Source organism: Nostoc sp. FACHB-888 (assembly GCF_014696655.1).
In the GTDB taxonomy this organism is placed as follows: domain Bacteria; phylum Cyanobacteriota; class Cyanobacteriia; order Cyanobacteriales; family Nostocaceae; genus Nostoc.
In genome coordinates this window covers 1-15,209 of the sequence record NZ_JACJQM010000112.1, presented here as the reverse complement: position 1 = coordinate 15,209, position 15,209 = coordinate 1, and the positions used below count along the sequence as shown (strand labels likewise).

The window sequence follows — 15,209 nt, the reverse complement described above, 5'->3', positions numbered from 1 at the left end:
AGTATTTGTCAATATTCTCAGGGCTGAGAAAAAAGTCCAATATGAGCTACAACTTTGGGATGTTTTCTCAGAATTTATACAACTTATACGTAATTAAAACATTGACTTAAACATGATCTTTGATGGTGAAGGATTATCTTAAACAAAGCAGATTATAAACATTTTTATAAAGTAAAGGATAAGAACTATACCACTTAAGGCAAACGCATCTAAATTATTTAAGATGACAACCTTTGATTAAGAACCAACAACTTTTATCAGCATTTCTCGTTTGGTTTGTTTTCCAAAACTCAAAATCATGTTTGCAACCCTACTTTGCTTACACTAAACCTGTGTCAATAAGCAGAGATTAATGCGACTATTTTCCAGTTTATTGAGAATAAAGTCCTTTTTTGACATCTGATCAATTACGAATTCTGTTAACGCATTTGAGCCTATTAATACTACATTCACCAAAACCGTCAACGGTGATGTAAATGAGTATTGAATACTTATTCAGTTTAGTCCAATATCAACAAGCAATGGCATCATGATTAACCTTGTCCACAACTTAGAAACGTGTTGGTACATCTCACCGCCTTGGGGTAAAGAAATCCCACCACTGTCCGTCAATCTTCTGGAACGAGTGTACCTCAAGAGAGCGAAAACTTTTGGCTACTGTGCTGGGGTCGAGTCGTCACTGCATGGCTGGAAATATGAAATCACGACTGACTACGATAACATAACTGTTTTAGGACACGAAATCATTGGTACAGGCAATTTACGAACGCTGACTATTGCAAAACCCATTTTCCGGCTGGGTGAGTTAGTCAGGTTCCGCTTTAACGGCGATGGGCAACCACTGAGGATAGTTCAAGGGATACATTTGATTACCGATGCATGGTTCTACACCATCGAATGGATGTCCCCTGGTATATCTGAAAAAGGCGATGAGGTTTTCACCTCCAGAGATTCCTTAGCGCGAGTGACTGACTACGATTTGGAGCGAGTGCGATTATGACAGTATACACTTCGTATTAGTGCGGTAAAATCGACTTATTGAAGAAGAATTTAGAAGTCAGAATTCTTCTTCAATCCTGTTCTGATTCAACAATTCGTCGGAAAAAATAACCATTACCTCTTGCTGTAATAATAAATTCTGGCAAGTTGGGGTCGGATTCTACCTTTATCCGCAACCGCGAGATATGCACATTTACCACACGAGTGTCTGTATGAAATCCTCCTACCAAACCCCACAACTCCTGCAAGATTTCTAACCTTGAAAAAACTCTTCCAGAATGATTCACGTAACTTCTCTAGTAAGCTAAATTCTATACCTGTTAGCCGAATCCGTTGCTCATTTTTATGGACTTGCCGCTTATTTGTATCGATTTTCAGGTCGCCGACATGAATTACAAGAGAGTTAGGAATAATATTGATATCAGTTTTGTGAAAGCGTCGTCTTAATATAGAAGCAATTCGGGCTTCTAGTTCCTTGGGTGAGAAAGGTTTTGTCATATAGTCATCAGCACCTAACTCTAACCCGGTGATTCGATCTGCTACATCTGCCAAAGCTGTGAGCATGATGATTGGCACATCTGATTCTCTCCGTAATTGTTGACAGACACCGTAGCCATCCAGCTTTGGCATCATCACATCCAGAACTATCAGATCAGGAGTCGAGAGACGAAAAGCTGATAAAGCTTCTTCACCATCACTAGCTGTAACTACACTGTAGCCAATTATTTCTAGACGTGTCTGCAAAATTCGGCGGATGCCGACTTCATCATCTACTACCAGGATTTTTCCTTTCTGTGCTGACAAGTTTTTCAATCCTCCCCAATGGCGAGAACTTTTAACCCTCTATTCTCAGGCTGAAGTAGCTCAAAAAAGATTTTTTTCCTAATTCGTAAATCTCTGACCAAGGAACTCGTATTTTCCATAAATTTGGTGTACCTCGCTAATTTCGTATAATTATTAATACCCGACCAAGCCGCGTTAGGGCGGGGTTGCAAGTTTGGGTGTGGGGGAAGAAATAGCCCCAACAACCTTATTTCATCAAGAGATTCTGGTCATAAATGATGCCCAAGTTGTAAAGCTGCTTGAACATATCCTATTAATGCATTCGGCTCAACGGGCTTTCGGATAACTCCAGCCACCTTGACATCAGGCTCTTTTTTAAAAAACGCCTCTTCATTTGCCGTAATTAACATTTCTGAGTTTGAATTTGTAAAATCGGGTTGTTTTGGATGCGCCGAGCAACTTCATACCCATCCATGCCGGGCATCATCATATTTAGTAGAAGTAGATCAGGTATTTTGGATTCAAGGAAAACTAGCGCTGCTGCTCCCGACTCCACAATTTCAACTTCATAACCCTCTATTTCTAAAAGAGTTTGGAAGAAAAAGCAGTTGTCTGCAACATCATCGCAAACAAGGATAAGCTTATTAGTACTATCTTGTGTGACTCCTTTTTTAACTACCATATTGAAATAGGGAACATATAGGCTTGTAAGTCCTGTTATAGTTAAACCAACAACTTTTTTCGTCTGACTGTGGTGTTAGTTGCTAGCATAAGTTTTATATAAATATTTGCTAGCCAGCTTTTGAAAAGTGGCAGTGGCAGTTGAGTGCGCTATCCTAACTGAGTTTCGTTCCTCCTAAAGAACCCAATTATTGCTTAGAGTGAAGCGTTGAAGAAGGAAATCTCACTCTCTTGACGCCTTTATTCAAGTGCAATACTATTTTCAAGCGGACTCTATGAGCAGCATCATTTGTAGCTTAGGACTGATGTATGCTTCAGCTTGACACTGATAAAGTATAAATTCTCAAGATGTTACCAGATAAGTGTTCTTAATTCATCCAAATGCTCCAGGCGTGGTTTTAGGGAGCGACACTAAAATAAGATTTATATAACGTACTATTTGTCAATACTCTCAGGGCTGATAAAAAAGCCCAATATGAGCTACAACTTTGGGATGTTTTCTCAGAATTTGTATAAGTTACACATAACTAAAACATTAACTCAAACATAATCTTTGATTGTGAAAGGTTATCTTAAACAAATCAACGTCAAGTAGGTGAGGTCGTTATTTGTATGTTCTCGAAATACAAGTTGTTGAAGTTTTAATTTGCCGTAATCAGCTGATTTTAGAGCAAATTAGTCTTGAGTATAAACAGCTTACAGTGGTTGATTTATAGCAGGGCAACCAGTTCGGATAGTCCAGGGCATTCTAATTGATTACAGGTTACTGGTTCTACACCATTGAATGGCTTAAGCAGGAATATCTGAAAAAGGGGATGAAGTTTTTAGCTCCAGAGGTTCTTTAACGCGAGTCACTGACTATGATTTCGAGAAAACATACTGATAACCATCTATATATTATGCCGAAAAATCTATCAAGTTTAGTTCTGATTGTTGATCATGAAGCGTTCAACCGTCAACAACTGCGACTTTTGTTAGAGCAAGCAGGGTATAGAGTGGTAGAAGCAAAAAATGGTATGGAGGCAATCAATGTTTTTCAACAACTGCACCCACAACTAGTACTCCTTGACACCATCTTGCCAGACATGAAGGGGTTTGAGTGTTGCGCTAAACTCCTGAGTATTGAGTCAAGTAAATACACTCCAGTTTTAATGGTTACAGTAGTTGAGGATACATCTTCAATTGAAAATGCATTTCTTGCTGGTGCAACAGATTATATAATCAAACCTTTTAACTGGTCAGTTTTGCGTCAACGGATCAAATGCTTGATTGAGCAATCGCAGCTACATCGAAAACTCGTTGCAATTAATGAAGAATTGCAACGATTAGTTGCGATCGATTCCTTGACTCAAGTGGCTAATCGCCGACGATTTACTGAGTATATTGACCAGGAATGGCGGCGCATGACACGCTTGCAACAGCCACTGTCTCTCATCCTCCTTGATGTTGATTTTTTCAAGTCCTACAATGATACCTATGGTCATCTAATGGGTGATTGCGCTCTGATAGAAATTGCTAAAGCTATCAAAGATGTTGTTCAACGTCCTGGTGATTTAATTGCCCGTTATGGTGGGGAAGAATTTGCTATTGTTCTGCCGAATACAGATGCAGCTGGTGCTGCAAAAGTAGCGCAGAGAATTCACTTTGCTGTCCAGAAACTGGCAATTCCTCATATAAATTCACAAGTTAGCTCTGATGTAACCCTGAGCGCTGGATTAGCCACATTAATTCCAGAGCACGGTTCTAGTTTTGAACAGATAATTACCTTAGCGGATAAAGCATTATATCGAGCCAAGGCAGGAGGACGCGATTGCTTCAAGCGTAATAACCAATTAGAGGATATGCTTTCTAGTTGCAATATTCGAGTTTTGCTTAATTGAATATCAATGACGAGATAAATTAATAGTGCAGCACAATAAATTAGACAAAAACTTGAAACCCTTCACATAGGTTTGCTCTTATCCCTGTACTTTTAATGTGAAAATGGAAATAGAAAATTTCAAACCGACCAAACGTATTTGTTGACCCATGAATGTGCAAGTCGTTGCTGACTCAATAAGTTGAACCATAACAGTATGGTATTTGAGAGAGCGTACATTCCTTACAAGTAATCTGACTTAAAATATAAACTGGAGCTGCCAAACCAGTGTGGTGCTAAACTCATCCTATGACCAATGAGCAACCCTTTGAAGCAACGTATATCGAACCTACCGCTAGTAGTGAACCGTTCAAGGTAGAGCAACTTGATAATAGAGATGCTTTATTTCCCATCGTTGGTATTGCCGCCTCAGCAGGTGGATTAGAGGCATTTACGCAGTTGCTCAGGCACTTAGCTACTGATACAGGAATGGCATTTGTGCTGATTCAGCACTTAGATCCTAACCACAAAAGTCTGTTAAGCGAGATTTTGGCAAGAAAAACTCAAATGCCTGTGAGTGAAGTGCAATCTGGCATGAGTGTGCAACCTAACTCTATCTACATTATTCCGCCTAACACTAAGATGATGTTGTCTGGCGGAGTATTGCAACTGACGCAACGAGAGAAAGTTCAGGGGAAATATATGCCTGGTGATGCGTTCTTTAGTTCATTGGCAGCAGATCGAGGACGCAAAGCGATCGCAGTGGTTTTATCTGGAGCGGATGGAGACGGTTCACTGGGTCTTAAGTCAATCAAAGCAGCTGGAGGCGTGACTTTTGCTCAGTGTGAAGATACGGCAAAATTCGATAGTATGCCCAATACTGCTGTTGCCACCGGGAATGTTGATTTTATTCTGCCGCCTCAAAAAATCGCCGAGGAATTGGTAAACCTCAGTCGTAATCCTCTTATTTCTAACCCTTTGCCCGTGATCGCGGTTGAGAAATTGCCTGAACAGGGAGATGCCCTGGCGACAATTTTTATGTTATTGCGATCGCAAACTGGCGTTGACTTTAGCCACTACAAGCCTAATACCCTAGATCGCCGAATCCAGCGACGAATGCTGTTGTATAAATTAGAAAAGTTAGAGGATTATGCCAAGTATTTGCAAAACAATCCCGGTGAAGTCAAGGCGCTCTATGAAGAAATTCTGATCCACGTCACCTATTTTTTCCGCGACCCGGAAGCATTTCAACTCTTGAAAGAGCAAGTCTTTCCCAGTATCATCCAAAATAAATCAGCAGAGTTGCCGATTCGGATTTGGGTGGCGGGATGTTCCACAGGCGAAGAAGTGTATTCCATCGCCATCTGTTTGCTGGAGTTTTTGTCAGATAAAGTAACCCCACCGTCGATCCAGATTTTTGCCACAGACATCAGCGAGATAGCGATTGAGAAAGCTAGATCAGGCATTTATACAGAGAATCAAATGGTGGAGCTTTCACCAGAGCACCGCCGCAGATTCTTTAATGCCCTTGAAGGCGGTGGGTATCAAATCAGTAAAGCTGTCCGCGAACTGTGTGTGTTTGCCCGACAAGACTTGGGTAGCGACCCCCCTTTTTCCAACTTGGATTTAGTCAGTTGTCGAAATGTACTGATTTACTTGGACGAAACGTTACAAAAACGGATATTGCCCATCTTTCATTACAGTCTCAACCCGACTGGCTATCTACTGCTAGGAACTTCAGAAAGCACGGGTACATATTCGGAGTTATTTACTCCCATTGACAGAAAGTATAAAATTTATGCCAAGAAGCTAACTGCAAATCGAACAATTCTTTCGTTCGTTACCAGCAATTATCCGATAACAAAAGTGGACGAACCTAAGAAGGCGTTTGAGAATCCATCAGATGAGTTTGATTTAGAGAAAAAAACTGACCAACTGATTTTGAATCGCTATGCCCCAGTGGGTGTGGTGATCAACGACAAGATGGACGTGCTGCAATTTCGGGGACAAATCGATCTCTACCTCAAACTTGCACCTGGCAAACCAAGTCTTAACTTATTCAAGATGGTGCGCGAGGGTTTGCTCATCGAGCTACGCGCCACAATTTATCAGGCACAACAGCAAAAAATTCTAGTTAGAAAGGAAGGATTACGGATTGAATCTGGCGATGTAGAAAGAATCATCAACATTGAGGTGATTCCATTCAAGCCTTCGACTGACGAAGAATTCTACTTTCTGGTTTTATTTGAATCAGCCCCACCCACCGTTAGCAACCTCAGTTCTTTTAATCCTGAGAGCCTTGAGCAGGAAAACTTAGAGCAGGAGATTGTTCGCCTCCGGCAAGAAATTGCAACCGCCATCCAAGAGCGGGCTGCAACTCAAGAATATCTACAAGCGGTGATCCAAGAGCAAGAACACATCAATCAAGACCTGAAAGTTGCTAATGAAGAAATCCTCTCCAGCAATGAAGAGCTGCAAAGCACGAATGAGGAGCTAGAAACCGCCAAAGAAGAGATTCAGGCAACCAACGAAGAACTTAACACAACTAATGAAGAACTTCGTAGTCGAAATCAGGAATTACACCAAGTTAACAACGATCTGACGAATTTGCTTGCCAGTATCAATATTCCCATTTTAATATTGACTTTGGACTTACGGGTTCGACGTTTTACGCCAATGGCGCAACGGCTTTTCAATTTAATTCCCGCCGATGCTGGACGACCTTTGAGCAATATCAGAGCCAATCTGAATATTCCTGATTTAGAAGCTCTAATTTTGGAGGTACAAGATACACTCAGCGTCAAAGAATTGGAAGTCCAAACCTTTGGGGGACATTGGTATAACCTCCGCATCCGTCCTTATCGCACTACAGAAAACAAAATTGACGGTGTAGTGTTGGTGTTAATAGATATTGATGTTCTCAAACGCACTGCCGCAACCTTAGAACAAGCCCGGAATTATGCTGAAGCGATTGTGGAGACGGTACAAGTGCCGTTAATCGTGCTTGATTCTGATTTCCGGGTAAACAAAGCCAATCGCTCGTTTTATGAAACATTTCAGGTTTCACCATCACAGACAACGCAATCTTTGATTTTTGAACTAGGCAATGGTCAGTGGAACCTACCTGGACTACAACAGATCCTAGAAGACATTCTCGCCAACGATACCACTATTCAAAACTTAGAAATAGAGCATTGTTTTGAGCAGATTGGGCAGAAAACCATGCTGCTCAATGGTTGGAAAATTATTCAACAGGGAGAGGCTCAAAGGATTTTGCTGGCCATTGAAGATATTAGCGAGCGCAAGCAGTTTGAATTAGAGCGATCTGAGCTACTCGCACAGGAGCAGTCAGCCCGTCAAGAGGCGGAAACTGCCAACCAAGCTAAAAATGAATTCCTGTCGAATCTTTCCCATGAACTTCGTAACCCGCTCAATACTATACAGGGCTGGGCACAACTTTTCCGCACCCGCAATTTAGATTCAGAAGCAGTCACTCGTGCCTGGTCAGTGGTGGAGCAAAGTGCTAAAGTCCAAGCTAAATTAATCGATGATTTGCTCGATGTCTCACGGATTACGAGTGGAAAGCTTCATTTAAACACTCGTGTAATCGATCTAGTTTCAGTAGTGGATGCTGCCATTAAGTCTATAGAATTTTCCGCAGAGGCGAAAGGCATTCAAATTGTTTCGCAGTTGAACTCGGCGACAGTTGTCGGAGATTTTGACCGTTTACAGCAAGTTCTGTGGAATTTACTAACTAATGCCATTAAGTTCACTCCAGCCGATGGGCGAGTGGGAATCATGCTCGAAGCCCTTGATACTCACGCCCGAATTCAAGTCAGCGACACAGGAATTGGCATCCCGGCAGACTTGCTACCGTATGTTTTTGATCGCTTCCGCCAAGGAGATTCCAGTAGCAGCAAAACAAGTCCCGGACTTGGATTGGGCTTGTCAATCGTCCGTCATCTTGTAGAACTTCACGGTGGAGCAGTTCAAGCGCAAAGCCCAGGCCAGGGAAAAGGAACCACCATCACTATCAAGCTGCCTCTGCGCTCAATGCCGCCAGAAATTACACCGCCAACTTATTTAGAGCCGAGCCTTTTATCAGAGACTCCAGATACATTAGATGGTAAAAATTCATCCCTTACCCTTGAAGGGTTATGCATCTTGGCTGTAGATGATCAAGCGGATAGCCGCGACTTAATCAGGTGGATGTTATCAGACTTTGGGGCGGAAGTAGTGGTTGTGACATCGGCAAGGGAAGCGATCGCGGCTCTAACTGAATCTCCTAGTAGATACGATCTGCTTCTAGCAGATATTGGGATGCCAGAGGAGGATGGTATTTCCCTGATTCGTCAGGTTAGAGAGCTTGAGGCTCTTGCTGGGGGACAAATTCCAGCAGCAGCAATTACTGCCTATGTCACCGAGCAAGAGCGACAAAGGGCAATTGATGCTGGGTTTCAAATGTATCTAGCTAAACCGATTCAGCTTACTCAATTAGTAGTGATGACTGCAAACTTGAGTGGACGAATCACAGATAATTTGTAATTCGTAATTGTGGGTACTGTTGTTAAATATAGCAATACAACATTTGATTTGTGAAAATGCGCGGTGTCCAAATCCCCGACTTCTTTGAGGAGTTGGGGAGCTAATTTTTTATCAAGAAAGGCAGTTCTTGCTGTTCTTGCTGGAGGCTCAGTTGGGAATACTGCTTCCAGACAGTCAAGCCTGTGACCGAACCGAACTTGGGTCTAAAACCCCGCCGAAAACAAAAGCGCAAACAACATTGAGCGGGGTCTGAATCCCCGACGAAAAAGTTCCTTCTCTTCTCCCAAAGGGAGACGCTACGCGAACGAGAGGCTTTACGCTGCGCTATCTGCCTCCTGCCTTCTTCAAGGTAAGCTAATCGTCATTTAAATTGCACCATTTTTATGGTAATAAAAGCTGCAAACCCTCTCCCCTGCTCCTACCTCCTACCCCCCTGCGATACCAATGTGCAAATTAAATGCTTAAAAGCTTAATTTGGCAGACATGATATTATTTAGGACTGCTATATATTATGTTTGAATAAATGTTTGAATTACGTATAAATTGTTTAATCTGTATCTAAAACATTCAAAAGTTATAGATGATGTTTGATATCTTTACTTAAAAAGATACAAAACATATTTAATTTTATCTATTAAAACAGAAGGTATCAACTATGAATTGAGGAATTTTACGCATGACTGCAACCTTCATGAAAGTGCCTAAGTTTCACGCTACTCAATGGGTGAGCTTTATTGGTGGAGAAGGGATTGTACGCAGCTACACACCTGAATCTGGTACATGGACGTATCTTATTGAGATGGCATTAGGATTAAAGCCTGACTTTGGCAGAGTTGGTGCAGAAGCGATGATACTCCTTACCGAAGAAGATTTACATCCGACATACATTGCTAGTGAGTGCGACGTTACCCTTGAGAGGTTCGAGCCACTTTACCACCTCAAATAACTTAGTTGTGAATGATGCCATTCAAAGACTTCAAAACTGATAGCTCCTCCTTAGATGAAGTTCTCCAAAAATCTGATTTGAACGAAGAATTAGAACAAGACTTCAATACCATTGATGCTCAGTTTGCCGATTAGAAATCAAGTGCCAGCCCCTTATAAATGCTCGGAGATTTTTAAACAATATCAGTAGCGAGTAAGCAAAGCAGTAGCAAGATGTTCACCTCATAAGATTTGATAATTTATTTTTTGTAAGTCCCTAAATACAAACACTTAAGCATTTTTAAGGAAGATTTGTGACACTTCAATCACTTACCTCTACCTCAATAGGTAGAAAAACACTCATATTGAGTAAGAGAAATGTAGCCTTTTTCGCTACCATTCAGGACATGATATAAATTTATAAAAGTCCCAAGCAATAAGGGTTTTGGATTTTTATCTAGCGATAGTTATTAAAGAAGCTTCAGCCCTCAGCACTCCGGCTGATCTTCCTCTATTGCAGCAATGGTTCGTTTCGTGGCAAAGCCGTTAAGAATGATGCCTCGAACTAAGGATACCTCTTTATCCAAATTCGTTGCATGATCCTCAAATTTTGTTGCGGCACTAGTTAAATTGGAGTTTCTCATCTGTTCTGCCATTTGACGCGAGAATGTAACCTTTTCCTCCATTGCTCGCACAGCCGACCACAGCGCATTTTCAAGATTCTGAGTTTGCTCTGCCAACAACACATTAGCTGTAAAAGAATGCCCTGTGTGACAGCGAAACCGTAGCGGCTCTCCTTTGCCAATTTGCCAGATGTGGCCGTTGCATTCAGGGCAGGTGTAAGTCGTTCTAGTCCCGATCGCTTCTACACTCTCCAAAAATTCTTGGGTATTCATCTGCTGTTCAGCAATTCTGGATTCAATTTCGATTTCTTCGGTCACGGGATATGCCTCCTCCTTGGCGGCGGGTTCCTTTGACAACTCCACTAGCAGGTCTGGGATTTCTACAAGCGGCAGGCAGTAATCGACGTTCACATAGCGCAAGGCGCTCTTTGCCATGCTGGGGTATTCTGCTTCGTTCGGGTCTTGAACGATCGCCACTCCGCCCCGTTTCTTGATTGCCTGCAACCCCACCGTGCCATCATCAAGATAGCCAGTGAGTACCACACCTACCACCCTTGTACCATAAGCGCGGGCAGCTGAACGAAATAACGTATCGATCGCAGGTCGAAAGCGGTTTTCTTGAGGCCCGCGCACGACACGCATTGAGCCTTGATTGACCAACAGGTGATAATCCGGCGGTGCGACATAGATTCGCCCGGTTTTAATTGACTCTCCATCTGCCGGGTGAGATGCTTCAAGAGAGCCTACATCTGTAAGAATTTGGGGGAGAATGCTGGGTTTATCTGCTGCGAGGTGCTGAACAATGAAGAAGACAGCATCAATCTCAGCAGGCACAGCACCCAAGATTGCTCCCAGTGCTTTGAGTCCACCTGCCGAAGTGCCAATCACAATAATGTTGTGTCCAAGCATAGATTCCTTTCCTTAGTGAATAAAAGTGTTTTAGGGAACTCCAAAAAATAAATTATCCAATTTCACTCTTTCAGAACGACTTTCCCTATCTCTGCCCCCTGCTGCCTGCCCCCTGCCCCCTGCCTCATCACAATCCCTGCCATTCTCGCTTGGAAAGTTCTTTTATCGGCAACAACAAACTCGCTTCAATCTCCTGCCGCACAACGTCTGTGATCTCACAGTTGCTATTAAGGCACTCGATAAGCAACTGATTGGCATCATAATATTGTTGTAATACTTGCTGTTGCTGTGGGCTGAAGTGCCAGTGATGCTCAATGTTTCGATGCTTGGCGATAATTGCTTTCAACCGTTCCATCCAGGTAGGATAACTTCTGTGCCACCATGTCTGAAATCTTTCTCTACTTTGTTCTGGATCAGGCAGTAGGTCTTTAAGTTGTTGTAAAGCTTGACGTAAGCCAGCATCTTGAACAATTGCTAAAGCATTACTCAGAGCATCCTTGCAGGCATGGACATCGGCAAAATTAGATTTGCACTCAATAGTGCATTCCATTACTAGGTTATCTAATGCCGCATCCAAAAAAATACCTTGATCAAGGATGCAGGCGAGGGTAAAGTGCTGAGTCAGGTGAGGAGTTCGAGCTAAGGCTTGGTAAAACGCGCGAATTGCAGCAGGCTGCAAAGGAGCGGCAAGGGACTTTTGACTTGCCCAAGTTAAAAACTTTTGCAAATATGGATCTTGTGCCACTAGCGCATCAACTTGTTGCTTCATTAACTGCACCAGGAAATCTGCACTCCGCAGCATGGCAACCGTTAACAAAAAGATTTCACGCCACCTGGGTTCAGTAATATGGCTCACCAGACGTTCTAAGGGTTGCAATACTGCTTGTAAATTATGATTAGCGACGATTTGTCGAGCAGTCAGGTATTCTTGAAACGTTAAAGAAGAGAAGGAGAAAATCCCCCGCACTCGTTGTGCCAGTAATCCATGTTGTAACTCTATTGCTTGAAGTACGCCTTCACTATCTAACTGCAATTGCTCTGGTTCGGTCGAAGCATTCGGCAAATCACTGATATAGTCGCTAATGTATTGTTCAACAATGTGTTGTTCAAAAAAGTAATTACCCTGCTCAAATGTCGCGCTCGCAACCTGACTCAGCAACTTTAGCTTTTGTGGTAATAAAAAACCTTCGTACACTTCATCCCGCTCAATTCCTTTGGTTTCGTCCCATTTATTAAGCAACAAGTCTAAACATTGCTTATAAAACACAGCTTTTTGGGTTGGGAATTTGTTTTGGTGATGAAAAACCCAGCAGGCGAGATGCAAAAACAAGGGTGTGACCGCAAGTCTACGAAATTGGAAGTTTTCAGGTAAATCTAGTTGCCGGGTAAACTCAACTGCCTGTTCTTGTTTATCCTGAACATTGGTTTTTGTGAGTGCTGTAAACCACTTCTGAGCAAAAGCAACAATTTGATCTTGACTAAAAGGGGCAATTTCAACATCTGTAAAGCGTCTGAGATTCAAAGCTTTAGCTGCTGTGCGGCAGGTAACGACAAACATATTCTTTTGATACCTTTCAGATACTCTGCGAATCTCATTGACGACACCAATGCTATGTTGCTGGAGTACTTCATCTAATCCATCCAGCAACAGCAACACTCTGCCTGACAACAACAAAGTTTCTAGCACAGATGGATCTGAAATGCCACAAGTGAGGAATTCTTTGCAAATATAGTTGAGTAAATGAAACTCTCCTGCAACTCTCGTTTCGTCGGCAAAATCTCTTAAGGTGACAAAAATCGGAACCCGATTTGCTGCAAATCTACCTCGATTGCATTGAATCGCCAAATGTTCCAAAAAAGTGGTTTTACCTGCTCCCGGTTTACCCAACACCCGCAGCTTTGAGTAAGTTTCAACTGCCGTCATCCCCGAGATTTGTGTCTGGGATACTTCTCCTAAACCAAAGCGATCAAATTCTTTTGATGTAAACTTTTGCAAGTCCCCAAACTCTAACCACTGAAAGCTTGCAATCTCCTCCAAAATGTTGACATCTATGTAAATGTCGTCGATTCTAACGGGGCGACTAACATCTAATAACTGCAAAGTGCCGCACTGGTCTTGAATTTTGTCAAAGCGTTGCGATTTCACTTGTTTTACTAGAGCATCAATATCTAAAAATTCAGCAGTATCAAGTTCTTTTGATTCAGAAAATTCTTCTGGAGGATTAGCCGCAATCTCCCGCCAATTCAACGACAACACAGAACAAATTTCTATAAAAATATGACGCTCAACGGGACGACCACTAAAAAACCGCCAAATTGGTTGGCGAGTCTTTAAGTTGACTTCAAAAGCCAAATTTTCTTGTGTCCACCCCTTGTAGGCAAACGCTTTTTTAGCCTGTTGTATTCCAACCTCTGATGCTTGGAGCGATCGCTTGACCATAGGGAGATCCTATCCAAATAATGAAATGTCCAGCTTTACGTTCAAGGCAATTGCTCATAAGGGAAACAAAATGGTTCCCCTTTGCCTCAGAGTTTCTTTTGCTTTTTTTGCTCAACTCAAGTAGCGTGGCGCTTTCGCTTTCTTGGCAGAGCATCTCTCTTTCTCCTTTTGTGAAGGACTATCACCTGCTGTAGGATGCCCAAAAGGCTGTAGGGAAAAGCGCTTTCATCCACGGCTGAACATTATTATTTTTAATTACCATAAGAGTGAACTACCCACACGCTCCTTGACGGTACAGTATGGGCTTCCTGCCCAACAGAAAGCGTAGTAGTGGATTTCTTGCGTCCTCCCTTACTGCGACTTACATCTGGGCGACAGGCTTTATTCCCCGTTCCAGAGGTCAAAAAAAGCTTGATTTTAAATCAATCACTTAAATTTTTATTGATCTCTTTTATTTTAAAGCTTTTTCTCGGAGTAAATTTTTCTGTTCAGTTAAACTTATACATTATCTGACTTTTCCCGTTAGCTCTCTTTTGCATGCCAACCTTCTCTACGAACGCGAGCAGCGTGTCGCAGACAGACGCGGGAGCAAACCAAAGGTCATGCAATTTTAACCAACCTCGCCACAGTACCTGAATAGTCTATGATGCTGCGGCGTATGGTTATGAACAGCCGTCGCCTTCAATGGTTGGATTTACGATGTACGAGGTACTTGCAGGTGTAGGATTGATTATGCGTTTAATGATTGACCGTAAATACCAACGTCTTGGGTATCGACGAGCAACAAGGCTTTTATGTGTTTAGTGGAGAGTATGGGGGGTGTTCAAAGAATAAAATAAGTCAAAGCGGGAAAAGTGGAATCGGCTATGTACGCAAACGGACGGATCAACAGCTTCAAATGTGCGAACATCAAAGACTGCTTTTAAAACATCCTCTAATAGAGAAGTTTAGGCAACTTAACGATAAAGCTTGTTCCCTTGCCCTGGGCACTTTCAACTTCAATCGTCCCCTGATGCGCCTCAATAATACTCTTTGCTAAAAATAATCCTAACCCCCATCCTGTTTGATCCTCAGCAGAGATGGTTCGACGAAATTGTTGAAATAAGATTGATTGAGCTTCTGAAGAAATCGGATTACCTTCGTTGTGGATAGTGAGGCTGATATGCGTTTCAATTTGTTCAAGCGTGAGTGTAATTGGTGTATCAGCAGCACCATACTTCACAGCATTAATAGCTAAGTTTTCAATTACCCGTTGTATCTCTTTACGGCTGCAATTGCTCCCGATAGCAGTATCAGAAACTACAACAAACCGATCTCCATAAGCAAAGTTTAAGTCCTCTACTACATCTTGAACAAGGCTGTCTAAATTGCATTCTTCAAATTCAAACTTTAAGCTCTGACCTGCCCGCAGCCGACTAGCATCGAGCAGATTTTGAATCATCGAATT

Annotated in this window: 9 protein-coding genes and 1 pseudogene; 5 read left to right on the top strand and 5 right to left on the bottom strand. The window is 42.3% G+C overall.

Features of this window, described 5'->3' with window-relative positions; translation table 11 throughout:
• Window positions 1–529: 529 nt before the first annotated feature.
• Window positions 530–1,000, top strand: a complete 471-nt coding sequence (locus H6G26_RS31835) for a DUF1392 family protein (protein ID WP_190734694.1) — start codon at window positions 530–532, stop codon at window positions 998–1,000.
• Window positions 1,001–1,070: 70 nt separating this feature from the next.
• Here the strand turns inward: H6G26_RS31835 and rpaB are convergent.
• Together rpaB and H6G26_RS31825 are read right to left on the bottom strand one after the other, a co-directional pair.
• Window positions 1,071–1,803 (bottom strand): annotated as a pseudogene (gene rpaB, locus H6G26_RS31830) (response regulator transcription factor RpaB).
• Window positions 1,804–2,185: 382 nt separating this feature from the next.
• Window positions 2,186–2,464 carry a response regulator gene (locus H6G26_RS31825; RefSeq protein ID WP_242054004.1) on the bottom strand — a complete coding sequence of 93 codons (279 nt, stop codon included), beginning with the start codon at window positions 2,462–2,464 and terminating at the stop codon, window positions 2,186–2,188.
• An 859-nt stretch (window positions 2,465–3,323) separates the two neighbouring features.
• Between H6G26_RS31825 and H6G26_RS31820 the strand changes: the two genes are divergently transcribed.
• From H6G26_RS31820 to H6G26_RS43955, 4 genes are all read left to right on the top strand, one after another.
• Window positions 3,324–4,343 (top strand): PleD family two-component system response regulator, encoded by a 1,020-nt coding sequence (locus H6G26_RS31820; RefSeq protein ID WP_242054003.1) that lies wholly within the window; start codon window positions 3,324–3,326, stop codon window positions 4,341–4,343.
• 287 nt (window positions 4,344–4,630) lie between these two features.
• The gene (locus H6G26_RS31815; RefSeq protein WP_190734693.1) at window positions 4,631–8,866 is read left to right on the top strand and encodes a chemotaxis protein CheB; all 4,236 of its coding nucleotides are present in this window, start codon (window positions 4,631–4,633) and stop codon (window positions 8,864–8,866) included.
• 676 nt (window positions 8,867–9,542) lie between these two features.
• Entirely contained in the window at window positions 9,543–9,812 is a 270-nt protein-coding gene (locus H6G26_RS31810; RefSeq protein WP_199327177.1) for a hypothetical protein, read from the top strand.
• Window positions 9,813–9,823: 11 nt separating this feature from the next.
• Window positions 9,824–9,946, top strand: coding sequence for a hypothetical protein (locus tag H6G26_RS43955; RefSeq protein ID WP_277883935.1), 123 nt, complete (start codon window positions 9,824–9,826; stop codon window positions 9,944–9,946).
• A gap of 332 nt (window positions 9,947–10,278) precedes the next feature.
• Here the strand turns inward: H6G26_RS43955 and H6G26_RS31805 are convergent, their stop codons facing one another.
• The 3 genes from H6G26_RS31805 to H6G26_RS31795 form a co-directional block, all read right to left on the bottom strand.
• On the bottom strand, window positions 10,279–11,322 hold the full coding sequence (locus H6G26_RS31805) for a chemotaxis protein CheB (RefSeq protein ID WP_190734691.1): 1,044 nt from the start codon (window positions 11,320–11,322) through the stop codon (window positions 10,279–10,281).
• A 127-nt stretch (window positions 11,323–11,449) separates the two neighbouring features.
• Window positions 11,450–13,762, bottom strand: coding sequence for an NACHT domain-containing NTPase (locus tag H6G26_RS31800; RefSeq protein WP_190734689.1), 2,313 nt, complete (start codon window positions 13,760–13,762; stop codon window positions 11,450–11,452).
• Window positions 13,763–14,696: 934 nt separating this feature from the next.
• Window positions 14,697–15,209 (bottom strand): HAMP domain-containing sensor histidine kinase (locus tag H6G26_RS31795; RefSeq protein ID WP_199327176.1); only part of this gene is annotated, 513 nt, incomplete at its 5' end.

Excerpts from the sequence above, each read along its gene's own strand:
- H6G26_RS31835 (WP_190734694.1), top strand. The coding sequence starts at position 530 with ATGATTAACCTTGTCCACAACTTAGAAACGTGTTGGTACATCTCACCG.
- H6G26_RS31825 (WP_242054004.1), bottom strand. The coding sequence starts at position 2,464 with ATGGTAGTTAAAAAAGGAGTCACACAAGATAGTACTAATAAGCTTATC.
- H6G26_RS31820 (WP_242054003.1), top strand. The coding sequence starts at position 3,324 with ATGATTTCGAGAAAACATACTGATAACCATCTATATATTATGCCGAAA.
- H6G26_RS31815 (WP_190734693.1), top strand. The coding sequence starts at position 4,631 with ATGACCAATGAGCAACCCTTTGAAGCAACGTATATCGAACCTACCGCT.
- H6G26_RS31810 (WP_199327177.1), top strand. The coding sequence starts at position 9,543 with ATGACTGCAACCTTCATGAAAGTGCCTAAGTTTCACGCTACTCAATGG.
- H6G26_RS43955 (WP_277883935.1), top strand. The coding sequence starts at position 9,824 with ATGATGCCATTCAAAGACTTCAAAACTGATAGCTCCTCCTTAGATGAA.
- H6G26_RS31805 (WP_190734691.1), bottom strand. The coding sequence starts at position 11,322 with ATGCTTGGACACAACATTATTGTGATTGGCACTTCGGCAGGTGGACTC.
- H6G26_RS31800 (WP_190734689.1), bottom strand. The coding sequence starts at position 13,762 with ATGGTCAAGCGATCGCTCCAAGCATCAGAGGTTGGAATACAACAGGCT.